Consider the following 25831-nt stretch of genomic DNA (forward strand, 5'->3'; position numbering starts at 1 on the left):
GCAGTATGCGGCGCGGAGAAAAAAAGACGAGTGCCAGTTTCTATTTCTTCGGCCCGTCTTCCGGACTATTTACCCTGTTGCAGGGCGTTGCAAAATTTCGGGAAGGCGTCTCGAAGAATTTAACGGAGGGTAAAAAAAACCGACGCACACTGGCGTCGGCTCTGGCAGGATGTTTCGTAATTAGATAGCCACCGGCGCTTTAATGCCCGGATGCGGATCGTAGCCTTCAATCTCAAAGTCTTCGAAACGGTAGTCGAAGATGGATTCGGGTTTACGTTTGATAATCAACTTCGGCAGCGGACGCGGTTCGCGACTTAATTGCAGATGGGTTTGATCCATATGGTTTCTGTACAGGTGCGTGTCGCCACCGGTCCAGACAAAATCACCCACTTCAAGATCGCACTGCTGCGCCATCATATGCACCAGTAACGCATAGCTGGCAATGTTAAACGGCAGCCCCAGGAAGACGTCACAGGAGCGTTGATAAAGCTGGCAAGAGAGTTTGCCGTCTGCGACATAGAACTGGAAGAACGCATGGCATGGAGCCAGTGCCATTTTATCCAGTTCCCCCACGTTCCACGCCGAAACAATAATGCGGCGGGAATCCGGGTCGTTTTTCAACTGGTTCAGCACTGTGGTTATCTGGTCAATATGACGTCCATCCGGCGTTGGCCAGGCGCGCCACTGTTTGCCATATACCGGGCCGAGGTCACCGTTTTCATCAGCCCATTCGTCCCAGATGGTGACATTGTTTTCGTGCAGATAAGCAATGTTGGTGTCGCCCTGCAGGAACCACAGTAGTTCGTGGATGATGGAACGCAGGTGGCAACGTTTGGTTGTCACCAGCGGGAATCCATCCTGCAGGTTAAAACGCATCTGATGACCAAAAATGGAAAGCGTTCCGGTTCCGGTACGGTCGTTTTTCTGTGTGCCTTCGTCGAGCACTTTTTGCATCAGTTCTAAATACTGTTTCATGGTTCCTCAGGAAACGTGTTGCTGTGGGCTGCGACGATATGCCCAGACCATCATGATCACACCCGCGACGATCATCGGGATGGAAAGAATTTGCCCCATGCTGATGTACTGCACCCAGGCACCGGTAAACTGCGCGTCGGGCTGGCGGAAAAACTCAACAATGATGCGAAACGCGCCGTAGCCAATCAGGAACAAGCCAGACACGGCCCCCATCGGGCGCGGTTTACGAATATACAAGTTGAGGATAATAAACAGCACCACACCTTCCAGCAGCAGTTCGTACAACTGTGACGGGTGGCGAGGCAGCACGCCGTAAGTATCAAAAATGGACTGCCACTGCGGATTGTTTTGCAGCAACAGAATATCTTCGGTACGGGAACCCGGGAACAGCATGGCAAACGGGAAGTTCGGGTCAACGCGGCCCCACAATTCACCGTTAATAAAGTTGCCCAGACGCCCGGCGCCAAGACCAAACGGAATAAGCGGTGCGATAAAATCAGAGACCTGGAAGAAGGAACGTTTGGTGCGGCGGGCGAAGATAATCATCACCACAATCACGCCAATCAGGCCGCCGTGGAAGGACATGCCGCCGTCCCAGACACGGAACAGATACAGCGGATCGGCCATAAACTGCGGGAAATTGTAGAACAGAACATACCCAATACGTCCGCCAAGGAAAACGCCAAGGAAACCCGCATAGAGTAAGTTTTCAACTTCATTTTTGGTCCAGCCGCTCCCCGGACGGTTCGCCCGACGTGTTGCCAGCCACATCGCAAAAATGAAACCTACCAAATACATCAGGCCGTACCAGTGAAGCGCAACGGGTCCTATTGAGAAAATGACCGGATCGAATTCCGGAAAATGCAGATAGCTACTGGTCATCTGTCACCACAAGTTCTTGTTATTTCGCTGAAAGAGAACAGCGATTGAAATGCGCGCCGCAGGTTCCAGGCGCTCCAAAGGTGCGAATAATAGCACAAGGGGACCAGGCTGGTTGCCGGATACCGTTAAAAGATATGTATACGATCCGCGCTATAGCCCCCCGCGAATCAGCCCGCCCATGCCGCGACGCTCCATAAATGCCGCAACCTGATGACGAACTTCAGTCGCCAGTTGTGCTTCCAGGCTGCGCTGCGCAAGGTTTTCCGCTTCGGCAAAATCAATGCGCCGCAGCAAATATTTTACGCGCGCAACAGAACGCCCGTTCATAGACAGATGGCGATACCCAAGCCCAATGAGGATTGCTACGCACATAGGATCTCCCGCCATTTCGCCACACAAACGGAGATCTATTCCTTGCGTTTCCGCTTCCCGGACGATCATTGCCAGCGCACGTAACATCGCAGGATGCAGGCTGTCATAAATGTTCGCAACTCGCGTGTTGTTACGATCAACAGCCAGAATGTATTGAGTCAGATCGTTGGTGCCAACAGAGATAAAATCGACCCGGTTTACCAGGTGAGGCAACATAAACACCATCGATGGCACTTCCAGCATGATACCGATGCGCGGTTTCGGGATCGCATAGCCGATCATCTCCTCGACTTCACGTCCGGCACGTTCAATCAGGCGGCGTGCTTCGTCAACTTCATCGAGGCTTGTGACCATCGGCAATAAGATGTTCAGGTTGCCCGTTGCTGCATTAGCACGCAGCATCGCCCGCACCTGGATCAAAAAGATCTCCGGCTGATCGAGCGTAATGCGGATCCCACGCCAACCCAGACATGGATTCTCTTCGCTGATAGGCATGTAAGGAAGTTGCTTATCAGCACCAACATCCAGCGTGCGCAGCGTGACAGGCTTATCATTGAACATTTGCAACATGCCCTGATATTGCGCCACCTGCTCTTCTTCCGACGGGAAACCGCTTTGCAACATGAAAGGAATTTCAGTGCGATAAAGGCCGATGCCATCAATACGGCTGCCCAGTTTTTCTTCATGTTCCGGGCTTAAACCCGCATTGAGCATGACTTTAATGCGCTCACCGCTTTTTAACTGTGCGGGTAAATTGACGTCATCTTCCGCCAGCCGGCTTAGCTCATTTTCTTCGCTAATTAGCCGTTGGTATTCTTGTAGCAACACCGGTTCCGGGTCGACCAGTAATTCCCCGCGATAACCATCAACAATCAGCGTCCGATGATGCAGCACTGAAGGTTGAATGTCCGCCCCCATCACGGTAGGAATACCCAGCGCGCGCACCATAATCGCCGCATGGGAGTTGGCCGCACCATCGCGTACGACGACGCCGACTAAGCGATCCTGGGGCAACTCCGCAAGGGTCGTCGCCGACAATTCATCTGCCACCAGAATGAAACGTTCCGGCCAGGCGTTCGGCCCCTGATTTGCATCATCAAGGTGAAACAGCAACCGCTGGCCCAGCGCGCGTAAATCGCCAGCGCGCTCTTTGAGATAGTTATCACTTAGCGCGGCAAACTGTTCAGCAAATTTTTCAATGACCGTTTTCACAGCCCACTCTGCGACCGAGCCTTTATCCACCTCGGCAAACAGTTCGCGACGCAGACGGGTGTCGGAAAGCAGGTGCGAGTAAAGATCGAAAATGGCCGCAGTTTCTTTCTGCGCCCCGGCAGCAAAGCGTTTGCTGTAACGACGAAATTCGTTAGCTGCCTCTTCCAGCGCTCCGGTCAGGCGCTCACGTTCCAGCGCTGGATCCAGCGTTGATGCCTGATACACCTGTTCCATTAAGGGTAAAGTGGCATCCTGCCAACCTTCGGCAATCGCCACGCCGGGTGCAGCCGGTAATGCGCGGATTCGCGTCTGGCGATATTGTCCGAATAAGGCAGTCAACTGCGACTGGGAAAGAATGGCCGCCATCTGGGTAGCGAGCGTCACCAGAAAGGATTCTTCGCTTTCATCGTACTGGCGTAGCTCTCGTTGCTGCACCACCAGCACGCCAAGCAATTGGCGACGCTGAATAATCGGAACGCCTAAGAAAGCACGGAAACGCTCTTCTTTTACGGAGGGGACATATTTGAAGCTGGGGTGTTTTTGCGCATCCGCAAGGTTTATCGGTTCCGCCAGCCTGCCAACCAGGCCGACGATCCCTTCATCAAACGCGAGCGTTACGGTGCGACCTCGCGGTTTTTTCAGCCCCCGAGTCGCCATCAGGTAGTAACAACGTCGGTCGTGATCGGCCAGGTAGACCGAACAGACTTCGGTATCCATCGCAAGACAGATGTCGGTAACCAGTATATTCAACGCCTCGTTAAGGCGGGGAGCACTGGCTACCTTTTCGACTATTTCGCGCAGGCGAGTGAGCATAATTGGCGTGACTTAACCTCTTTTACGTCGATAAGTAGATGCGTTTTGTGGTTTAGGCGTATTGTCCTGTAGCGCCATCACAACACTCGCAAACTCTTTCATTACCCTGCGGTAGACATCACGTTTAAATGACACCACCTGTCTGACCGGATACCAGTAACTTACCCAACGCCAGCCGTCAAACTCTGGTGTACTGCTGGTTTGCATATTGATTTCCGCATCGCCGCTCACCAGCTGCAAGAGAAACCATTTTTGTTTTTGGCCGATACACACCGGCTTCGTGTCCCAACGCACCAAACGTTTTGGTAATTTGTAGCGCAACCAGTTACGCGTTGAAGCAAGGATTCGAACGTCTTTGCGGCTTAATCCTACTTCTTCAAACAATTCACGGTACATCGCCTGTTCTGCGGATTCTCCGGGGTTAATTCCGCCTTGCGGAAATTGCCAGGAGTGCTGACCAAATCGACGGGCCCACATTACTTGCCCCTGACGATTACAAATCACGATACCTACGTTTGGGCGGTAGCCATCGTCATCAATCACCGGACTACCTCAAAATAAAACTTTATATGCGAATGATTGTTTCATACTCCTGGAAGGCGGTAAACCACTCTCTGCAAGGCATTACACACTAATAACAATTGAATAACTCACAGTTAAGTGCAGAGTTATAAACAGCAGAGGGGGAACATCACCGTTTTTATTCACCTTTTCTGTGGATAGAGTTGTGAAGAAGTACGGAATTACTGCGGGAAAACCCAGAGCATTCTGAACAACCCTGATTCAGGCATTACAAAATAATAGTTACTAATCAATGAACTAGGTGCTTAAATCGCTACCAAACAGGTAAAATCGTGACCTGTATCACACTCACTGTATACGAGGTGGTGAAAGATCAACCAATGTCGTATTTATCCACAGAATGTGCCAATAAGTTAAGCACCGCATCACTAAAAATTGGAGTTTCGTCGCACGTCAAGGCTGTAAATGGAAACAGTAGTGAGGGTTTTTCACAGTTATCCCAGCTTTCTGTGGATAACATGGTGTAAGATCCTGTTTATTTTCAGTGACCAGATTTGGAAAACCTCCACATACGTTGCGCAACGTGGTTATCTGAAACCTAAAAAGCAATATAAATCATGCAATTGAATAACACGCGTGGAAAAAGTTACACTTGGTATATCCGGTATAAAATTACTGCTCAATTTTTAATCAAGGTATAACACCATGCTCCAGCCTCGCCCATTGCTCTCTCCACCAGAAACTGAAGCGCAGTTATTTGCGCAAGCACAGCAACTTTCCGGTTACACATTGGGTGAGCTGGCGGTACTTGCCGGGCTGGTTGCACCGGAGAATTTAAAGCGCGATAAAGGCTGGATAGGCGTGTTGCTGGAAATTTGGCTTGGCGCCAGCGCGGGCAGTAAACCTGAACAAGATTTTGCGGCCCTGGGCGTAGAGCTAAAAACGATTCCTGTGGATAGCCTTGGCCGTCCTCTGGAAACCACTTTCGTTTGCGTGGCGCCTTTAACCGGCAATAGCGGCGTCACCTGGGAAACCAGCCATGTACGTCACAAGTTAAAACGCGTGCTGTGGATACCTGTAGAAGGCGAGCGCAGTATTCCTCTGGCGCAGCGGCGCGTAGGGTCACCATTACTGTGGAGTCCAAATGACGAAGAGGAACGGCAGTTACGCGAAGACTGGGAAGAATTGATGGATATGATTGTTCTTGGTCAGGTTGAAAGAATTACCGCTCGTCACGGGGAATATTTACAGATAAGACCTAAAGCGGCGAATGCGAAAGCGCTCACCGAAGCCATTGGCGCCCAGGGTGAACCGATTCTGACACTGCCACGCGGCTTTTATTTAAAGAAGAATTTCACCAGTGCGCTATTGGCTCGTCATTTTTTGATCCAGCACCCATCGCTTTGACCTGCCGCATTCCGGGCATATAATTACCGCTTCATTTTTTTGGCAGGGCTTTGTTTGATGTTATTTGCATGGGTAACCGATCCTAACGCCTGGCTTGCGCTCGGTACGCTGACGCTGCTGGAGATCGTTCTTGGGATCGATAATATTATTTTCCTCTCGCTGGTGGTGGCAAAACTACCTACAGCACAACGTGGCCACGCGCGGCGTCTGGGTTTGGCAGCGGCGATGGTCATGCGTCTGGCGCTGCTGGCGTCTATTGCCTGGGTCACACGTCTGACGAATCCGCTTTTTACAATATTCAGTCAGGAAATTTCCGCTCGCGATTTAATTTTGTTACTCGGCGGTCTGTTCCTTATCTGGAAAGCCAGCAAGGAAATCCACGAATCCATTGAAGGCGAAGAAGAAGGGTTGAAAACTCGCGTTTCATCATTCCTCGGCGCTATCGTGCAGATTATGCTGCTGGATATTATTTTCAGCCTCGACTCGGTGATTACCGCTGTGGGCCTGTCAGATCACTTATTCATAATGATGGCAGCAGTGGTAATTGCCGTAGGCGTGATGATGTTCGCCGCGCGCTCGATTGGTGATTTTGTCGAACGCCACCCTTCGGTAAAAATGCTGGCGCTCTCTTTCCTGATTCTGGTGGGCTTTACCCTGATTCTGGAAAGTTTCGATATCCACGTACCGAAAGGTTACATCTACTTCGCGATGTTCTTCTCTATTGCGGTTGAAAGCCTCAACCTGATTCGCAACAAAAAGAATCCGCTCTGATATTCCGTTCGCTCTCCTGCGGGAGAGCGTTCGGCCAGATCTCCTCCTCACAGTTTAAGATTTTCCTGCTTTCATGATGTATAACGTCAGATTATAAACAGTCTATTATCATTAATGGGCAAAATAGGTGAGGATGACCGGATGAAAAAATGGGCAGTATTAATTTCTGCAGTCGGACTGGCATTTGCCGTTTCCGGTTGTTCCAGTGATTACGTCATGGCGACCAAAGATGGCCGTATGATTTTGACAGATGGAAAACCGGAAATTGATGATGACACCGGGCTGGTGAGTTATCACGATCAGCAAGGTAACGCGATGCAAATAAACCGTGATGATGTTTCGCAAATTATTGAACGTTAAAAAATAAGGTCAGCATCCGGCTGGCCTTAAGATTTTTCTCTTTCCCTTTTCCCTTCCCTCTGCCATTTTTATATTCCTTATGTCGTGATTATAAAAAGGAAACGGCTATGCAATATCACCGTATACCCCACAGCTCGCTGGAAGTCAGCACGCTGGGGCTTGGCACGATGACGTTTGGTGAACAGAACAGCGAAGCCGACGCCCATGCACAACTCGACTATGCCGTTGCTCAGGGCATTAACCTTATCGACGTTGCCGAGATGTACCCGGTACCGCCACGCCCCGAAACTCAGGGGTTAACCGAGACCTATGTCGGTAACTGGCTGGCAAAACATGGCAACCGCGAAAAGTTAATTATCGCCTCCAAAGTGAGCGGACCGTCGCGTAATAATGACAAGGGGATCCGCCCGGATCAGGCGCTGGACAGGAAGAATATCCGCGAAGCTCTGCATGACAGCCTCAAGCGTCTGCAGACTGATTATCTCGATCTCTATCAGGTGCACTGGCCACAGCGCCCGACCAATTGCTTTGGCAAGCTCGGTTATAGCTGGACTGATTCCGCACCCGCGGTCTCTCTGCTGGATACGCTGGACGCACTGGCAGAGTACCAACGCGCGGGGAAAATTCGTTATATCGGCGTGTCGAATGAAACCGCATTTGGCATAATGCGCTGTTTACATCTCGCGGATAAACACGACCTGCCGCGTATCGTCACCATTCAAAACCCCTACAGCTTGTTAAATCGCAGCTTTGAAGTGGGTCTGGCGGAAGTCAGCCAATATGAAGGCGTCGAGTTACTGGCTTATTCGTGTCTGGGATTTGGCACGTTGAGCGGGAAATATCTCAACGGCGCAAAACCGGCTGGCGCGCGCAATACACTCTTTAGCCGCTTCACTCGCTACAGCGGTGAGCAAACGCAAAAAGCCGTCGCGGCGTATGTTGATATCGCCAAACGTCATGGTCTGGATCCTGCTCAGATGGCGCTGGCCTTTGTGCGTCGTCAACCGTTTGTTGCCAGCACTCTGCTGGGCGCAACAACGATGGAACAGCTGAAAACTAACGTCGAAAGTTTGCATCTGGAGTTAAGCGAAGACGTGTTGTCAGAAATTGAAGCAGTGCATCAGGTTTATACTTATCCGGCACCTTAAATCTTCCGCCTGGCGTTCTGCGCCAGGCATCTCTTGTCACAACTTTTTCAGAATATATTCACTACTTTTCGCCGCCTCTCTCCTGACAAAGCGCAATAGACTCTTTCGGTCAACGCCAGCGCGCGTTTCAATGCTTGTTAAGGATAACCATGTTGATTCTAAGACCACTTCCTCTCGCTATGCTGTTTGTCGGTTGCGTTTTTTCCGTTTGGGGTGCGCAATTAACCCAACCGTTAACGCTGAAAGACGTCACGGTTTATCTGCATGGTGCCAGCCTGCAAGGTGAAGAGACACTTAATTTACCAGCCGGAGAAAGCGAAATTATCTTCACTAATATCGCCAATTCGGTAACCGACGACAGCATCGCCATCTCTATCGATAAAGGAGTGACTGTGCTTTCCTCACGTATTGAGTTACAGGGAACACAACCGAATACGCTGCCGTCAGATATTCAGCAACAGTTAAAAGCTGCCAGACAGGAACAGGCAAAACTGACCGCCGAGAAAGACAATATCGCGGCTCAAATTAAGGTATTAGAGGCAAATAGCACATTAACAAATAAAAGTGCCGCCGAAGTTGGCAAGTATCTGCAGATGGTGAAAGAGAAAAATGGTGAGCTATTACGTGTTGACAATGAACTGACGCAGAAACTTGCTGATAACCAGCTGGAAATTGAAAAGCTGGAGCAACGCGAGAGCATGAGTAACGGCGATTCAGAAGCAGCCAATGATCCGCAGGTTATCATCGCTAAGGTATATGTCCCAAAAGCCGTCACTGCGAAAGCGGTGGTGCGTTATATGACCCCTGATGCTACATGGACGCCGCTCTATGATATTCACGCCACGGCCATAAACCAGCCGCTGCGTCTGGTTTACAAGGCTAATATTCGCCAGTACACCGGGCTTACATGGAAAAACGTTAATCTCGTGCTCTCGACCAATGAACCTGATACTCACCTCACCTTGCCGCAACTGGAACCCCAGTATGTGGATGTTCCGGAGTATGGAGGTGTAAACGGCTCGCTTTCAGAATCACCTGTGATGAAACAGCGTTCGGAAAATTCGTCTGACCAGGATGCCTCAGAATTGCAGAAAGCCCTGGGGGCAGAGATGCAAAAAACAAGGGAGCAACGAGCCGGGCGCATGTATGCGGCATCGGCAGCGCCCGTTTCACCGCAACCAGAAAGTTTTACCGCGCAAAATGTTCGCTATGCACTTTCGCTACCGTGGCAAATCGACAGCGATAATACCGCGCGCACGGTGGTCATTAAGGAAGAGTCGGTCAACGGTAAATATCGCTTCTTTGCTATTAAGATCAGTAATGACGCCTGGCTCCAGGTACAAATTAAAGAGTGGGAACAGTTAAATTTAATCCCCGGCGAAAGTCAGATCTTCTTTGGCAATAACCGTACCGGCGTGGGTTATTTACAGCCGCCGGAAGATGGCAAGTCGCTGGATATTCAGCTTAACCGCGATCCTAAGTTGATTATTCAGCGTAAAGCCGCACTCAAAAAAGAGAATGCGTTATCTATCTTTAATGACAGCGCAATACGTAACTTCAGTTACACCCTTAATGTGAAGAACAGCTACGGCGAAGCGGTGGATATTACTCTGCTCGACCAGATCCCAGTCAGTGCTAATAGTGATATTACGGTAGAAAAAATGCAGTACGGGCAGGCGCAGTTTGATGCAAAAACGGGTGAACTGACCTGGACGCTGAAACTGTCAGGCAAAGAGAACGTGAGTCTGCCATTCTCTTACAGCGTGAAGTATCCGAAAGGTATGCACCCTTCGGGAATGTGACCTTCGCCAGATGGCTGAATGTGCCATCTGGCAAAAGATTAATGACGGCGTTGCCAGATCCACAGCGCCGTTATTGCCAGCGCAAACAGCGCACCAAAGCCAATGCCTATGGGCACGACTGGGATGCCTACCATTACTGCCAGCGAGTAAATTCCCAACATCAGCAGCATGGCGCTGTTTTCGCCGAGATTCTGTACTGCAATCGCATTCCCCGCCCCGACGCTTTTTTTGCCTCGCTCCTGTAATAATGCATTGAGCGGTACCACAAAAAAGCCTCCAAGTACGCCAATCAACATCAACAAGGCATAGGCTGGCAGAAGTTCGTGTTGCAGGGAGAAAATCAGCACCACCACGCCAATCAAAATGCCGGCTGGCATGCAGCGTGATACGGTTTCCAGGGTGACCAGTTTTGCTGCCGCCCCCGCACCAACCACGATGCCAATCGCTACCATCGCGTTGAGGTAGGTCGGGGTCGCGTTATCGGTAATGCCCAGCGCCACCGGCACCCACAGCACCAACAGAAAACGCAACGTGACACCCGCGCCCCAGAATAAACTGGTTCCCACCAGCGAAAATCGTGTTTCACCGTTGTGCCATAATACGGCGCAAGCAGAGATAAAGCTGCGGGCCATGTTGATCAGATTCCACGACTGTCCCGGACGCGCCGCCGCCAGTTTTGGAATGTAGAGATTTGCCGCTACCGCGCCAGCATAAGCCAGCGCACAGGCCGCCAGCGCGGCAAGAACATGCCAGTCCGCCAGCACGCCACCGGCTACGGAGCCGAGCAAAATCGCCGCAATAGTGGAGGCTTCCATCAAGCCGTTAGCCTTCACTAACTGATTACCGGTTGTTAACTCGCCAAGAATACCGTATTTCGCCGGAGAATAAGCCGCTGCACCGACGCCCACCAGCGTATAACCGAGAAACGGATTAATGCCAAAACAGATACTGGCAGCCCCCAGCAACTTAAGGCCGTTGGCAAACATCATTACCCGGCCTTTCGCAAAGCTATCCGCCACCTGACCGACAAATGGCGCAAAAAGAATGTAAGCGCCCACAAACACCATTTGCAGGATTGGCTGACTCCAGTCCGGGTAGAACTGAGCTTTCAGTAGCGCCAGAGTGGCAAACAGCAGCGCGTTATCGCCAAACGCAGAGAGAAACTGCGCGGCAATAACTGCTTTCATTCCCTTCGACCATAGCGAAGTGTTAGTGTGCACTGACTCACTCATCGTGTTTTTCCGCTTCGTCTACCCAACTTTTCAACGTGACAAAGTCAGGCTTGCCGCTGCCCAGTAATGGCATCTGCTTCAGATAGCGAATGTCACGCGGTACGGCAAGTTCCGGTACGCCGTGCTCGCGGGCGTATTGCTGTAGTTTATCGCGCGTCAGTTCGCTGTCTGTAGTGAACAATACCAGCGCCTCGCCTTTACTGGCGTCGCTCTTAATCGCGGTGGCATGGACTTTATCTGGCGAAACACCAAGTGCCAGTTGTTCCACCATTTCCAGTGAAACCATCTCTCCGGCAATTTTGGCGAAGCGTTTTGCCCGCCCCTGAATCTGCACAAATCCCTGTTCATCAAAACGCACGATATCGCCAGTGTCATACCAGCCGCGCTCCATCTCACCGAGTATGTTCTCAGCCGTTGGCACTTCCAGCACGCCTGGTTTATCCACCCGCAGGTAGCCGTTCATTATGTTCGGCCCTTTTAGTTGCAGGCGACCACCTTCTTCAATACCCGGAACCGCCAGCAGACGTGCATCCATCCCCGGCAAAATACGCCCGACGGTGCCGGGTTTCGCTGCCATCGGTACGTTGATGGACACCACTGGCGCGCATTCAGTCACGCCGTAGCCTTCAAGAATACGCAGGCCAAATTTATCCTGCCAAAGTCGTTTGGTGCTTTCTTGTAGTTTCTCCGCGCCAGCCACCACATAGCGTAGACGATAGAAGTCATACGGGTTGGCGAAGCGCGCGTAATGACCAAGGAAGGTCGAAGTACCGAAAAGCACCGTACAACTGCGGTCGTACACCAGTTCAGGCACAATGCGGTAATGCAATGGACTGGGGTAAAGGAAGACTTCAGCGCCCGTCAGCAGGGGCGTAAACAAGCCAACAGTTAAACCAAAGGAGTGAAACAACGGTAACGCCGACATAAAGCGATCGTTGGTGGTGAAATCGGCAATCGTTTTAATCTGCTCGACGTTCGCCAGAATGCTTTTATGGCTATGGACGACGCCTTTCGGATGGCCTTCAGAACCGGAAGTAAAGAGGATCAGCGCCTCTTCTTCTGGTTGCTGTTTTACCTGTGCCAGACGCGGCATCAACAGATGGGCGAAGATCCACACTTTGTCGGCAGTGGTGACATCCGCTTTTAAATCTTCCAGATACACCCAGCGTACCTGAGTCAGCTGCTCCGGCAGATGCCAGAGTTTGCCTTTGTCGAGGAACTGGCGGGAAGTGAAGATAGTTTTGATTTCAGCCGCCGTAATGGCGCTGGTCAGCCCTTTTACCCCGGCGGTGTAGTTTATCATTGCCGGAATACGGCGACGGGCGATGGCCCCAAAAATCACTGCCGCACTGATGCCTGCATTGGGCAGCATTAAGCCGATTCTTTCCCCTTCAACGCTATATTTTTCGAGGATGCGACCAACAAACAGTGTTTTAGTGAGCAACTTGCGATAGGTATCTGGGGTAAAGTTGACGTCTTCGACACACTTTTTCCTGGCCCCAAAACGGTACATTGCGCTCAGTAGTGATTCGTACAGCGTTTCACGTGGGCGTACCGCCATACGCGCTTCCATCATAATTTGGTGCAGCATTTCCCCCGCGATTTTACGGCGGTCACGGGCGCGCGGTGCATCTGGCATCGGCACCTGCGTGGGAGGCAAAATATGCAGATGAATTTGCGGGAACAAGCGCCGTTTAACCAGACCTTTCAAGCGACTGAAGTGCGTAAGCTCCGCCCCTTCAATTCGCACCGGAATAACCGTCGCGCCTGACTTCGCCGCCACAAAACCGGCGCCATCGTAAATTTTCATCAGCGAACCGGTGGTCGTGATGCGCCCCTCAGGGAAAATCACTACTGGACGGCCTTGTTCCACCAAACGAACCAGATGTTTGATTGCCATCGGCTGTGTCGGATCGAGAGGAACGAAGTCGATAAATGATTTCAACCAACGCATATACCACTGCTGGCTGATAGAGGTGTAAACAGCAAACACCGGGCGAACGGGTAAAAATAGCGCCAGCAGAATGCCATCAATAAAAGAGACGTGATTGGGCGTGATAAGAACGCGCTCTCCCTTCAGCGCCTGGGTGTCACCTGTCACGCGAACGCGGTACAGAGCAAGGCACAAATTTCGAAAAAAGCTAAAAAGCATTTCAACTCCCTTTGCTCATTATTCATTAAATGCGAATGCGGTGAGATTACACGAGATGAAGAGCTCGAGCGACAGTAAAGTCGGTGCGAAAAAAAACCTGCGCATCCGCGCAGGTTGGTGCAAGAGACAGGGTACGAAGAGCGTACCGAATAATCTCACCAATCAATACCTCTGGGATCTTGATTGTGGTCCGCACGACGACGCTTCGCCAGCGAGAAAAAGCAAAGGAATGAAGGGAAATGCAACGAGGTGTGTAAATTGTCGGTTACTGTTACAGATTTGCGACAGGCAAAAAAAAACCTGCGCATCTGCGCAGGCTGGTGTAATTCATGTGCTCAACCCGAAGTTGACTTCACCTATCAATACCTCTGGGATCACCACTTTATCAACCTGTAGACAAATGCCACCAGCAGTCAATCGCAACAGCGTTTCGCAAAGTGTAACCAAAGGTTTGCAATCTCTTTTTTTCCTTACGTATTCTCGCTTCGCGCACACTTCCCACGCTGAAATCACAACGCCCCTTGAACCAACGGGCGTTTTCCGTAACACTGGCAGAATGTAAGCGTTTACCCACAAAGGTATTTTCATGGCGACCATTAAGGATGTAGCCCGACTGGCAGGCGTTTCAGTCGCCACCGTTTCCCGCGTCATTAATAACTCTCCAAAAGCCAGCGAAGCTTCTCGTCTGGCTGTGCATAGCGCAATGGAATCTCTGAGTTATCACCCGAACGCTAACGCCCGCGCGTTGGCGCAACAGACCACTGAAACGGTTGGCCTGGTCGTTGGTGATGTTTCCGATCCGTTTTTCGGTGCAATGGTGAAAGCGGTCGAACAGGTGGCTTACCATACCGGTAATTTCTTATTAATTGGCAACGGTTACCACAACGAACAAAAAGAGCGCCAGGCCATTGAGCAGTTGATTCGCCATCGCTGCGCCGCGCTGGTCGTCCATGCCAAAATGATCCCGGATGCCGATTTGTCCTCATTGATGAAGCAAATACCCGGCATGGTGTTAATCAACCGGATCCTTCCGGGTTTTGAGAGTCGTTGTATCGCTCTGGACGATCGCTACGGTGCCTGGCTGGCGACGCGCCATTTAATTCAGCAAGGTCATACACGCATTGGTTATCTCTGCTCTAACCACTCTATTTCTGATGCCGAAGATCGTCTGCGAGGGTATTACGATGCCCTTGCCGAAAGCGGTATTCCGGCTAATGATCGGCTGGTGACTTTCGGCGAACCGGACGAAAGCGGTGGCGAGCAGGCGATGACAGAACTGTTGGGAAGAGGCAGAAATTTCACCGCCGTGGCTTGTTATAACGACTCAATGGCGGCAGGCGCGATGGGCGTGCTCAATGACAATGGGATTGATGTACCAGGTGAAATTTCGCTGATTGGTTTTGATGATGTGCTGGTGTCACGTTATGTACGCCCACGGCTGACCACGGTCCGTTACCCAATAGTGACAATGGCGACCCAGGCTGCAGAACTGGCATTGGCGCTGGCGGATAATCGCCCACTGCCAGAAATCACCAACGTTTTTAGTCCTACGCTGGTACGTCGCCATTCAGTTTCAACACCGTCGCTGGATGCAAGTCATAACGCAGCCAGCGACTAGCCGCGATTAAAGCAACTCGAGCGCCAGTAATTCCTCAATGGTCTGGCGGCGGCGAATCAACCGCGCCTGACCATTATCAAACAGAACTTCTGGCAACAGTGGGCGACTATTGTAGTTAGATGACATTGACGCACCATATGCACCGGTATCATGCAGCACCAGATAATCGCCAGCCTTCACTTCCGGTAAGGCACGGGTTTCAACATTCCCCCCTTCCTGCTGGGTAAAGACATCGCCCGATTCACATAATGGCCCTGCGACAACGGTTTCCACCGTTGGCGCATGTTCAAGAGAGCGACCATCAGCCGCCAACGCGCTAATATGGTGATAACTGCCATACATTGCCGGGCGCATCAGATCGTTAAATCCAGCGTCAACCAGCACAAAGTGGCGACTCCCCATTTGTTTGACGCTCCGCACCTGGGTAATTAACACACCAGACTGCGCTACCAGGAAGCGACCCGGTTCGATTTCCAGTTTCACAGGGTGACCGAGATGGCGGGCGATTTGCTCACGCGCGGCATGCCACAGACCATAATAATGTTCAGTATCAACCGCCTCTTCTCCCTGCTGATACGGAACAGAAAGCCCGCCCCCCGCAGAAATAGCCTGTAAATCCTGACCGAATTCGATGACCTGATGCACCATCGCGCCACACACCTGCTCCAGATGCGCATAATCAACACCAGAACCGATGTGCATGTGAATGCCAACCAATTGCATATGATGACGTTGTATGACTTCCAGCGCGGCCGGAAGATCGGTATACCAGATGCCGTGCTTGCTGTTTTCGCCACCGGTATTGGTTTTTTGGCTGTGTCCGTGACCAAACCCCGGGTTAACGCGCAGCCATACCCGATGTCCTGGCGAAACCTGACCCAGTTGATCGAGCATATCAACAGACCCCGCATTCACCGGAATTTGCAATTCACTGACGCGCTCAAGCGTTGCCTGATCGATAACATCCGCGGTAAAGACGATGTCATCGGGATGCGTTTGCGGATTATATCCCGCCGCCAGCGCACGCTCGATTTCCCCCAATGAGACAGAATCCACTTTCACACCCTGCTCACGCATTAAGCGCAAAATATGAATATTGGAACAGGCTTTCTGCGCGAATCGCACCACATCAAACTGTTTCAGCGCTGCAATCTGCCGACGAATAATTTGCGCATCGTAAACCCACACCGGGCAGCCAAATTCTGAGGGCAAACGCAGTAGATTTTCGGCGGTGAGATCGGTATCGGTGCTGAACAGTGAATGTGGCATAACAAACTCCAGATAAGTGCTTTTTTATGATTACGCCACATCATAAAAAGAATAAAAAATATCGATTTATGTCGAGTCTATGCAAAAATGATATGGATTACCGGATTGCGAGAGAATGCTAATGGCCGCCGTTAACTTACGTCATATTGAAATTTTTCATGCGGTTATGACCGCCGGCAGCCTGACTGAGGCGGCACAACTGCTGCATACTTCACAGCCAACCGTCAGCCGCGAACTGGCGCGCTTTGAAAAGGTGATCGGGTTGAAACTGTTTGAACGCGTACGCGGTCGATTACACCCTACCGTTCAAGGGCTGCGTCTGTTTGAAGAGGTGCAGCGCTCCTGGTACGGGCTGGATCGCATCGTCAGTGCCGCCGAAAGTCTGCGCGAGTTTCGCCAGGGAGAACTGTCTATTGCCTGCCTGCCGGTCTTTTCGCAGTCTTTTTTGCCGCCGCTGCTACAACCGTTTCTGGCCCGTTATCCTGAAGTCAGCTTAAACATTGTCCCGCAGGAATCACCGCTACTTGAAGAGTGGCTTTCGGCACAGCGTCATGATCTAGGACTCACCGAAACGCTGCATACGCCTGCGGGTACGGAACGCACCGAATTACTGTCTTTAGACGAAGTGTGTGTTTTACCGCCGGGCCATCCGCTGGCGGCAAAAAAGGTATTAACACCGGAAGATTTTCACGGTGAGAACTACATCAGCCTTTCCCGCACTGACAGCTATCGCCAGCTGTTGGATCAGTTGTTTAGTGAGAATCAGGTTAAACGACGCATGATAGTAGAAACCCATAGCGCCGCGTCAGTTTGCGCGATGGTACGGGCGGGGGCGGGAGTTTCGGTAGTTAACCCGCTCACCGCTCTGGATTATTCGGCAAGCGGATTAGTGGTTCGACGGTTCAGTATTGCGGTTCCCTTCACCGTCAGCCTGATTCGCCCCCTGCACCGCCCGTCATCAGCACTGGTGCAGGCATTCAGCAAGCATTTACAAACCGGTTTACCAAAACTGGTTGCCGCTCTTGAGGCTATTTTGTAGTGAATTACGACAGCATAAAGGCTACTGCATCCTCGGCATGAATAGCCGCAGTATCAAACACAGGCAGAACACTGCGCTCTTCTGGCACCAGTAAACCAATTTCCGTACAGCCAAAAATGACACCCTGCGCGCCCTGTTCTGCGAGGCGAGCAATCACTTGCACATAATAAGTGCGTGATGTTTCGCTAAAATGCCCCAGACACAGTTCTTCAAAAATAATCTGGTTAATTTTCGCCCGTTCATCCGCTTCAGGGATCAGACAGTCGATGGAAAATTGCGCCGCCAGTCGCCCACGATAAAAATCCTGTTCCATGGTGTAGCGTGTCCCCAGCAGCGCCACACGAGTTATTCCGGCACGGGTAATTGCACGTCCAGTGGCATCCGCAATATGTAAGAAAGGCAGTGAACAACGGGATTCGATAGCATCCGCTACTTTGTGCATCGTATTGGTACATAACACAATGCCTTCAGCCCCCGCCCGCTGTAAGCCAAGTGCCGCTTCAGCCAGAATTTCTCCTGCTTTATCCCACTCCCCGCGACGTTGACACTCTTCTATTTCATGAAAATCAACGCTATGTAGCAGCACTTGCGCAGAGTGAAGCCCACCAAGTCGCTGTTTAATGCCTTCATTTATCAGACGATAGTAAGGAATAGTGGATTCCCAGCTCATCCCCCCTAGCAGACCAATTGTTTTCATTCCTTTCTCCTGACTTGTGAGTTAATGCAGCAAGGCTGAATAAGGAACTCAACGGCCTGGCGCCCGATCTCTATTAGCGAAAAAAAGGCCGGATGTACAGCACATCCGGCCAGAGACATCAGATGCCGATATTTCTCAATTTCTCGCCTGCCATCAGTTTGCGTTCGATATGCTCCAGCGTGACATTCTTGGTTTCCGGAATGAGCCAGAAGGTAATGCCCACAAACGCAATGTTCAGCGCGGTGTAGAGCCAGAACGTACCGGCAGCACCAATGCTGTCGAGCAGCGTCAGGAAGGTCGCGCCGATAATCATGTTCGACACCCAGTTCGTGGTGGTCGAACAGGTAATACCAAAATCGCGGCATTTCAGCGGCTGAATTTCAGAGCACAGGATCCACACCACTGGCGCGGCGCTCATCGCATAACCGGCAATACACATCATCGTCATGCCAACAGAGAGCCAGGACAAACCACTGGAAGCCGTACCGTTATCAAACTGCATCAGGCAATAGCCCAGCACCAGAGTGCCTAACGCCATCACGCTGAAACCAATTTTCAGTGCCGGCTTACGCCCGGCTTTATTTACCGTAAACACCGCAATAAAAGTAGCAAACATAAAGGTTAGCCCCACGACCAGAGTCGCAATCATCTGCTGTTCGGTCGTCGTAAAGCCCGCCATTTTGAAGATACGCGGCGCGTAGTACATGATGATGTTCATACCGGTAAATTGTTGCATCGCCTGCAACAACATACCGAGGAACACCGCGCGACGGACGTTACGGTTGATTTTAAACAGCGCCCAACCGCCCTGTTTTAATTTCAGGCTTTCACGAATTTCGTTAAGTTCTTCTCGCGCTTTTTCTGATGTATCGCGCAGCATACGCAGCACTTCTTCCGCCTCGATATGACGCCCTTTCTCCGCCAGCCAGCGCGGGCTATTTGGCAGGAAAACAACCAGAATAATCAGCAGGACTGCCGGTAAGGCAAGAACACCTAACATTGCACGCCAGTTACCGCTATAGCTGAATGCCGTGTCGGATAAAAACGCCAGCACGATGCCCAGCGTTACCATCAACTGGTACATACTGATCATCTTGCCACGTACGTTTTCACTCGCCATTTCAGAGAGGTACAGTGGAGCTGTATAAGAAGCAATCCCCACGGCAATACCAAGCACCACACGAGCGGCGATTAACATTTCTACGCTGGTCGCAAAAGCCGACCCTATCGAACCGAGCACAAACAGGATGGCCCCTGCCATCAAACTGTATTTACGCCCCAGGCGGAACGACAGCCAACCATTGAACAGTGCACCAATTGCCGCGCCGAGCATCATGCTACTGACCACCCATTCCTGTAATCGACTGGTTAGCACAAAGTGATCGGTAATGAACGGCAACGCTCCGGCGATAACCCCGATATCAAGACCAAATAACAATCCTGCGACCGCAGCAGCTACCGAAACAAACATATTCATACGACGCGTATCTCGCAGAGGACGCGGCGTTAAAGCAGATTCCGTATTGATAGTCACCATTTTTTCCTGCCAGCAGAGAATAAGACATAGTGAAAAAATACGTGAACAACTCATACAGGTGTCAGGTCGGAATTAGCATAAATATGGATTAAATTGCTACGACATGCGGTTATGTGATGGACATTCCAATTTTCAAATTAAGTAAAATTATTGACGTTATTATTAACTACATAATTTTAAAGCAGATAAAACTCATAAAATTTATTAATTGATAATTGATATGGATTATTTCATAACCGAGATATGGATTATGATGATCTACAGGTATAAAAAACCCTGCCATACGGCAGGGCCATAAAAGTGAATTGAATAACTTAACGCGCCAGCCAGCCGCCATCTACGGCGATGGTATAACCATTCACATAGTCTGAAGCACTCGAGGCAAGGAATACCACCGGCCCCATCAGATCGCTCGGCAATCCCCAACGCCCTGCCGGGATGCGGTCAAGAATTTCCGCACTACGCTGTTCATCAGCCCGCAGTTGTTGGGTATTGTTGGTCGCCATATAGCCCGGAGCAATCGCATTAACGTTGATGTTATGTTTTGCCCATTCGTTCGCCATCAGACGGGTCACGCCCATCACGCCGCTTTTTGATGCAGTATACGAAGGTACGCGGATCCCGCCCTGGAATGAGAGCATGGACGCGATATTGATAATCTTGCCACCGTTGCCCTGTGCGATGAAGTGTTTCGCCGCCGCCTGAGACATGAAGAATACACTTTTGATGTTCAGGTTCATCACATCGTCCCAGTCTTTTTCACTGAAATCGAGTGCATCTTCACGGCGAATCAATCCGGCGTTATTGACCAGGATATCAATATGGCCGAACTCTGCTACCGCACGATCCAGCAGTGCAGGAATGCCATCAATCTGACGTAGATCGGCGGTCAGGCTTAAAAAACGACGCCCCAGCGCCGTGACCTGTTCAATGGTTTCTGTCGGTTCAACGATATTAATGCCGACGATATCACAGCCCGCTTGCGCCAGTCCCAGCGCCATCCCCTGCCCCAGTCCAGTGTCACAGCCAGTGACTACCGCGACTTTACCATCAAGAGAAAATTCTTTTAAAATCATGATAATACCTTATTCATTTTGCCAGCAACTAGCACAGGTCTTTAACGGCAACGTGGTCCATATCATCGAAGACCTGGTTTTCACCGACCATGCCCCAGATAAAGGTATAAGCTTTGGTCCCTACGCCGGAGTGGATAGACCAACTCGGGGAAATGACTGCCTGCTCGTTATGCATCACAATGTGACGCGTTTCTTGCGGTTGCCCCATCATGTGGAAAACGCAGGCGTCATCATCCATGTTGAAATAGAAGTAAACTTCCATCCGACGCTCGTGGGTGTGGCATGGCATGGTATTCCACAGGTTTCCCGGAGCCAGCTCCGTTAGCCCCATGCTCAACTGGCAGGTTTCCAGCACATCTGGCACAAAATATTTGTTAATTGTGCGACGATTACTGGTGATGTTATCGCCCAGCGTAACCGGAGCGACTTCAGCCGGGGTCACTTTTTTAGTGGGATACGTCGTATGAGCAGGTGCGCAGTTGTAATAAAACTTCGCCGGAGTGGCACTATCAATGCTGGCAAAGACCACTTCTTTTGCACCTTTGCCAACATAGAGAGCGTCGCGGTGACCGATTTCGTAGCATTGACCATCGACGGTAATCGTACCAGCGCCGCCAATATTAATAACGCCCAGCTCGCGTCGCTCCAGGAAGTAGCTCACGCCCAGTTGTTTTCCAACTTCCCCGCCAACAGAAACCGTTTTTGCTACCGGCATAATGCCGCCAACAATAATGCGGTCAATGTGGCTGTAAACCATCGTGTACTCATCCGCGACGAATACCTTTTCAACCAAAAATTCATTGCGCAGCCCCTGTGTATCCAGCGTTTTTGCATGCGCACTGTGGATGCTCTGTCTTACGTCCACATCAACCTCCGATAATCATTGAACTGTAAAATTACAACGATTGTGAAACATCGTTTCGTTTTATTCTTTAAAGGATGATATGCCTGCACAGTGCGCTTTTCAATCAAAAATAAAACATTGTTTCATTTTTCGATAAGGGATTGAGAAAAGTGTCGCGTCGATCACGAATAAGTCAGGTGAAGGCAAAACTCAGCGTCTATGGGGTATGTGCGCAGACGTGCCAACCATCATCATGAAATGGCTTGATGGCGGCAGATGTTTAACGAATAGAAAGGAATTTAGATCGGGTCGTCACGTTCAATAGTTAACGCCACGCCCTGACCACCGCCAATACAAAGTGTAGCCAGCCCTTTACGCGCGTTGCGTTTTACCATTTCATGGACCAAAGAAACCAGAATACGGCAACCGGATGCGCCAATCGGGTGACCCAACGCAATTGCGCCACCGTTAACATTGACCCTACGTTCATCCCATTCGAGCATTTTGCCAACGGAAAGCGCCTGCGCGGCAAACGCTTCATTAGCTTCAATAAGATCGACATCAGAAAGCTGCCAGCCCACACGCTCAAGGCAACGGCGAGTCGCATATACCGGAGCAATCCCCATCAGCGCAGGATCGACACCAACACTGGCAAAGGCGCGAATTCGTGCCAGCACGGGTAAATTCAATGCTCTAGCCTTGGCTTCGCTCATCATCATTACCGCAGCAGCACCATCATTAATAGATGAAGCATTACCCGCAGTAACAGAACCGTGGCTATCAAATGATGGGTTTAAGCTAGCCAGCCCTTCTGCACTGGCATCCGTACGCGGCTGTTCATCGGTATCAACAATCAGCAGCTGCCCATTGTTTTGCGTTCTCACCGGGACAATCTCATCGTTGAATCGTCCAGCGTCAATGGCCGCCCGCGCTTTTTGTTGTGAACTAAGTGCATAGGCATCTTGTAATTGACGGCTGATACCATATTCACGCGCCAGATTTTCGGCAGTGACACCAATATGGTAATCATTGAATGCATCCCATAAGCCATCATGCACCAGACTATCAACCAGTTGGCTATCGCCAAGCTGTGCTCCGGTACGGCTATCAGTCAGGACATGTGGTGCGCGACTCATGTTTTCCTGACCACCGGCGATGACAATATCAGCCTCGCCACACTGGATCGCTTGTGTGGCAAGATGCAGTGCTTTTAACCCGGAACCACAAACATCATTAATCGTAATTGCCGAAACACTGTTGGGTAGACCACCTTTAATGGCCGATTGCCGTGCTGGATTCTGCCCAGCCCCTGCGGTCAGAACCTGCCCCAGAATCACTTCATCCACCGCATGTGCAGCAACGCCAGTGCGTTCTAATAACGCTTTCACGACCAGGCTACCAAGTTCTACGGCAGAATGGCCAGCCAACGCCCCACGAAAGCAGCCGATAGGTGTTCGTAACGCACCGACAATCACAACGTCTTTCATCACAACCTCGCACAGATTAACAGCGCAATAGTAAATGATTGTTAATAAAAATTATTTTAAATGTTTAAAAATAGTGATTTTTATCACAAAGGAAATTCACCGGAATGAGGGATGGATACCCAACTGGCACGCAAGGTTTGCATCTACTAACCTATGAATCCATGAGGTGATATAGCGTTAATCTCCCATATTTGACCTGGTTTATGGTAAATTGCCCTCCATTTTTCTTAATTTGTAGATGATACGTTCAAATAATGTCTAAAATTTGGTCAAAAGAAGAAACTCTCTGGAGCTTCGCACTGTACGGCACAGCCGTTGGCGCAGGCACGCTCTTTCTCCCTATTCAGCTAGGTTCAGCGGGAGCGGTGGTCCTGTTTATTACAGCACTGGTCGCATGGCCTTTAACATATTGGCCACATAAGGCCCTGTGCCAGTTCATCCTTTCTTCAAAAACATCCGCAGGCGAAGGGATTACTGGCGCAGTAACTCATTACTATGGCAAGAAGATCGGCAATCTGATTACCACTCTTTACTTCATTGCTTTTTTTGTCGTCGTGTTGATATATGCAGTGGCGATCACCAATTCGCTGACAGAACAGCTGGCAAAGCATATGGTCATCGACCTGCGCATTCGTATGCTGGTGAGTCTGGGTGTTGTGTTAATTCTGAATCTCATTTTTCTGATGGGGCGCCATGCCACAATTCGGGTAATGGGATTGTTGGTGTTTCCACTAATTGCCTATTTCTTATTTCTTTCTTTCTACCTCGTCGGTAGCTGGCAACCAGCTCTATTAACTACCCAAGTAGAGTTCAATCAGAATACCCTTCACCAGATATGGATATCGATTCCCGTGATGGTTTTCGCCTTTAGCCATACGCCCATTATTTCTACGTTTGCTATTGATAGACGTGAAAAATATGGCGAACACGCTATGGATAAATGCAAAAAAATTATGAAAATCGCTTATCTCATCATTTGTGTGAGCGTGCTTTTCTTCGTCTTTAGCTGCCTGTTATCAATACCACCATCTTATATTGAAACAGCTAAAGAAGAGGGTGTTACCATTTTATCGGCACTTTCTATGCTGCCAAATGCCCCTACATGGTTGTCGATTTCGGGAATAATTGTCGCGGTTGTAGCAATGTCTAAATCATTTTTAGGTACCTACTTTGGTGTTATTGAAGGTGCAACGGAATTAGTCAAAACAACGCTACAGCAGGCAGGGGTTAAAAAAAGCCGTGCATTTAACCGCGCGCTGTCAATTATGTTAGTATCACTGATTACTTTCATCGTTTGCTGCATCAACCCTAATGCAATTTCGATGATTTATGCGATCAGTGGTCCACTTATTGCCATGATTCTTTTTATCATGCCAACGCTGTCAACATATCTCATCCCGGCACTTAAGCCCTGGCGTTCCATCGGAAATCTAATTACGTTGATCGTCGGTATCCTGTGCGTATCGGTAATGTTCTTTAGCTAATCACTGATGTGAATGGTTCAAAATAACCACTATTTTGAACCATTCCAATTCTTACAATGCACATCTTGCTTTGTTCCCTCCCCCCAAACGCTCCATAACTTAAACGAGCATTATCAAGCTGTTATCCTAAATAAAAATCTGAACATCTTAATTAAGACTATTTAAGATGCATCACTTAGATTTACAAGATATCTTCTGGTCATTCGAAAACAATTTGCAGTATAGATATTCTTAATACATTAGGCACTTGTCTGATTTGCAATAAGGCCAATATGATTAACTGAGTGAAATCCAATCACATTTAAAGCTTAATGATGCACGCTTAAATATACCATTAAGAATAATGACAAATACGGATTAAACACAATTTTTCATAAAAAGCTTACTAAATCAGAGTGTATTGACATCATCAATAACCAATGAAATTATGCAATTATCTATGAATAGGGAGGTTATTAACATGAGGCTTTGTAGTCGCTATAAAAGTCTTACATGCAATAGTTGCTCAATGCATTGCCAAATAATGCCAGAAAAATCACCACGTTTGCAGTATTGTGCAAATGCATGTTTTTGTATGTGGCCCGAAGAGAGTTCGTATTTTAATCGTGGCGTGGTTGAAGGTATATTAAGTAAAAACCACAACGCTCGATTAAGCGGATATATTTTTGTAGATTTTTCAGTAAGCTTTTTACGCCTTTTTTTAGAGAGTGACTGGATCGACTATCTTACGAGTACTGAGATGGGAATAGTGTTAGTAAGCGATCGAAATATGCAATCTCTTGCTAATTACTGGAGGAAACACAACTCCGCGATATCAGCCATTATATATAATGATGATGGCCTGGATATTGCTAACGAAAAAATCAGGCAACTATTCATTGGTCGTTATTTGTCATTTACCAGAGGCAATACGTTAACTCAAATGGAATTCACCATTATGGGACATATGGTTTCTGGTTATAATCCATATCAGATTGCAGAGGTTCTTGATATGGATATCCGTAGCATCTACGCCTACAAGCAAAGAATTGAAAAAAGGATGGGTGGTAAAATAAACGAATTATTTATCCGTTCACACTCCGTTCAGCACTGAAACGTAACTGTTGATAATAATAAGCATTGTATATACGGG

General features: G+C 49.6%; 22 protein-coding genes. 9 read left to right on the forward strand and 13 right to left on the reverse strand.

Features of this window, described 5'->3' with window-relative positions:
* Positions 1–180 precede the first annotated feature (180 nt).
* From thyA to D9738_RS25360, 5 genes are all read right to left on the reverse strand, one after another.
* A complete protein-coding gene (gene thyA / locus D9738_RS01035) occupies positions 181–975 on the reverse strand; it encodes a thymidylate synthase (RefSeq protein ID WP_107192916.1) in 795 nt (264 codons plus the stop codon).
* Between the two features lie 6 nt (positions 976–981).
* Entirely contained in the window at positions 982–1857 is an 876-nt protein-coding gene (lgt, locus tag D9738_RS01040) for a prolipoprotein diacylglyceryl transferase (RefSeq protein WP_032239304.1), read from the reverse strand.
* A gap of 150 nt (positions 1858–2007) precedes the next feature.
* The gene (ptsP, locus tag D9738_RS01045; RefSeq protein ID WP_130259371.1) at positions 2008–4254 is read right to left on the reverse strand and encodes a phosphoenolpyruvate--protein phosphotransferase; all 2247 of its coding nucleotides are present in this window, start codon (positions 4252–4254) and stop codon (positions 2008–2010) included.
* A gap of 12 nt (positions 4255–4266) precedes the next feature.
* Positions 4267–4797 carry an RNA pyrophosphohydrolase gene (rppH, locus tag D9738_RS01050; protein ID WP_130207736.1) on the reverse strand — a complete coding sequence of 177 codons (531 nt, stop codon included), beginning with the start codon at positions 4795–4797 and terminating at the stop codon, positions 4267–4269.
* Positions 4798–5149: 352 nt separating this feature from the next.
* Positions 5150–5296 (reverse strand): hypothetical protein, encoded by a 147-nt coding sequence (locus D9738_RS25360; RefSeq protein ID WP_276319965.1) that lies wholly within the window; start codon positions 5294–5296, stop codon positions 5150–5152.
* 185 nt (positions 5297–5481) lie between these two features.
* On the opposite strand from D9738_RS25360, the gene mutH reads away from it, so the two are divergent.
* The 5 genes from mutH to D9738_RS01080 all read left to right on the forward strand — a co-directional run bounded on the left by mutH (position 5482) and on the right by D9738_RS01080 (position 10264).
* Positions 5482–6183, forward strand: coding sequence for a DNA mismatch repair endonuclease MutH (mutH, locus tag D9738_RS01060; RefSeq protein ID WP_130259373.1), 702 nt, complete (start codon positions 5482–5484; stop codon positions 6181–6183).
* A gap of 57 nt (positions 6184–6240) precedes the next feature.
* A complete protein-coding gene (locus tag D9738_RS01065) occupies positions 6241–6954 on the forward strand; it encodes a TerC family protein (RefSeq protein WP_064529833.1) in 714 nt (237 codons plus the stop codon).
* Positions 6955–7095: 141 nt separating this feature from the next.
* Positions 7096–7314, forward strand: a complete 219-nt coding sequence (ygdR, locus tag D9738_RS01070) for a lipoprotein YgdR (protein WP_000758660.1) — start codon at positions 7096–7098, stop codon at positions 7312–7314.
* 107 nt (positions 7315–7421) lie between these two features.
* Positions 7422–8462 (forward strand): NADP(H)-dependent aldo-keto reductase, encoded by a 1041-nt coding sequence (locus D9738_RS01075; protein WP_130259374.1) that lies wholly within the window; start codon positions 7422–7424, stop codon positions 8460–8462.
* A 149-nt stretch (positions 8463–8611) separates the two neighbouring features.
* Entirely contained in the window at positions 8612–10264 is a 1653-nt protein-coding gene (locus tag D9738_RS01080; protein WP_130259375.1) for a DUF4139 domain-containing protein, read from the forward strand.
* Between the two features lie 38 nt (positions 10265–10302).
* Here D9738_RS01080 and lplT read toward each other — a convergent pair whose 3' ends face one another.
* Positions 10303–11496, reverse strand: coding sequence for a lysophospholipid transporter LplT (lplT, locus tag D9738_RS01085; RefSeq protein ID WP_130221486.1), 1194 nt, complete (start codon positions 11494–11496; stop codon positions 10303–10305).
* Positions 11489–13648: a bifunctional acyl-ACP--phospholipid O-acyltransferase/long-chain-fatty-acid--ACP ligase gene (gene aas / locus D9738_RS01090; RefSeq protein ID WP_130259376.1), complete on the reverse strand. Its 2160-nt coding sequence runs from the start codon at positions 13646–13648 to the stop codon at positions 11489–11491. Before aas ends, lplT begins: the two co-directional genes overlap by 8 nt.
* A gap of 586 nt (positions 13649–14234) precedes the next feature.
* Between aas and galR the strand changes: the two genes are divergently transcribed.
* Positions 14235–15266 carry an HTH-type transcriptional regulator GalR gene (gene galR, locus D9738_RS01100; protein WP_130207752.1) on the forward strand — a complete coding sequence of 344 codons (1032 nt, stop codon included), beginning with the start codon at positions 14235–14237 and terminating at the stop codon, positions 15264–15266.
* Between the two features lie 6 nt (positions 15267–15272).
* Here the strand turns inward: galR and lysA are convergent, their stop codons facing one another.
* Complete coding sequence (gene lysA / locus D9738_RS01105) at positions 15273–16535, reverse strand: diaminopimelate decarboxylase (RefSeq protein ID WP_130221485.1); 1263 nt, start codon at positions 16533–16535, stop codon at positions 15273–15275.
* A gap of 121 nt (positions 16536–16656) precedes the next feature.
* Between lysA and lysR the strand changes: the two genes are divergently transcribed.
* The gene (lysR, locus tag D9738_RS01110) at positions 16657–17574 is read left to right on the forward strand and encodes a DNA-binding transcriptional regulator LysR (protein WP_130259377.1); all 918 of its coding nucleotides are present in this window, start codon (positions 16657–16659) and stop codon (positions 17572–17574) included.
* Between the two features lie 4 nt (positions 17575–17578).
* Here the strand turns inward: lysR and D9738_RS01115 are convergent, their stop codons facing one another.
* The 5 genes from D9738_RS01115 to D9738_RS01140 form a co-directional block, all read right to left on the reverse strand.
* Entirely contained in the window at positions 17579–18271 is a 693-nt protein-coding gene (locus D9738_RS01115) for an aspartate/glutamate racemase (RefSeq protein WP_130207758.1), read from the reverse strand.
* 118 nt (positions 18272–18389) lie between these two features.
* Entirely contained in the window at positions 18390–19808 is a 1419-nt protein-coding gene (gene araE / locus D9738_RS01120; RefSeq protein ID WP_130259378.1) for an arabinose-proton symporter AraE, read from the reverse strand.
* Positions 19809–20122: 314 nt separating this feature from the next.
* A complete protein-coding gene (gene kduD / locus D9738_RS01125) occupies positions 20123–20884 on the reverse strand; it encodes a 2-dehydro-3-deoxy-D-gluconate 5-dehydrogenase KduD (protein WP_130258075.1) in 762 nt (253 codons plus the stop codon).
* A 28-nt stretch (positions 20885–20912) separates the two neighbouring features.
* Entirely contained in the window at positions 20913–21749 is an 837-nt protein-coding gene (kduI, locus tag D9738_RS01130) for a 5-dehydro-4-deoxy-D-glucuronate isomerase (protein ID WP_130259379.1), read from the reverse strand.
* Between the two features lie 278 nt (positions 21750–22027).
* Positions 22028–23215 carry an acetyl-CoA C-acetyltransferase gene (locus tag D9738_RS01140; protein ID WP_130207766.1) on the reverse strand — a complete coding sequence of 396 codons (1188 nt, stop codon included), beginning with the start codon at positions 23213–23215 and terminating at the stop codon, positions 22028–22030.
* Positions 23216–23469: 254 nt separating this feature from the next.
* Between D9738_RS01140 and D9738_RS01145 the strand changes: the two genes are divergently transcribed.
* Both D9738_RS01145 and D9738_RS01150 read left to right on the forward strand, forming a co-directional pair.
* Positions 23470–24699: an amino acid permease gene (locus tag D9738_RS01145; RefSeq protein ID WP_130259380.1), complete on the forward strand. Its 1230-nt coding sequence runs from the start codon at positions 23470–23472 to the stop codon at positions 24697–24699.
* 460 nt (positions 24700–25159) lie between these two features.
* A complete protein-coding gene (locus D9738_RS01150; RefSeq protein WP_130207770.1) occupies positions 25160–25792 on the forward strand; it encodes a helix-turn-helix transcriptional regulator in 633 nt (210 codons plus the stop codon).
* Positions 25793–25831 lie beyond the last annotated feature (39 nt).

This window comes from Escherichia sp. E10V5 (genome assembly GCF_004212315.1).
GTDB lineage: Bacteria > Pseudomonadota > Gammaproteobacteria > Enterobacterales > Enterobacteriaceae > Escherichia.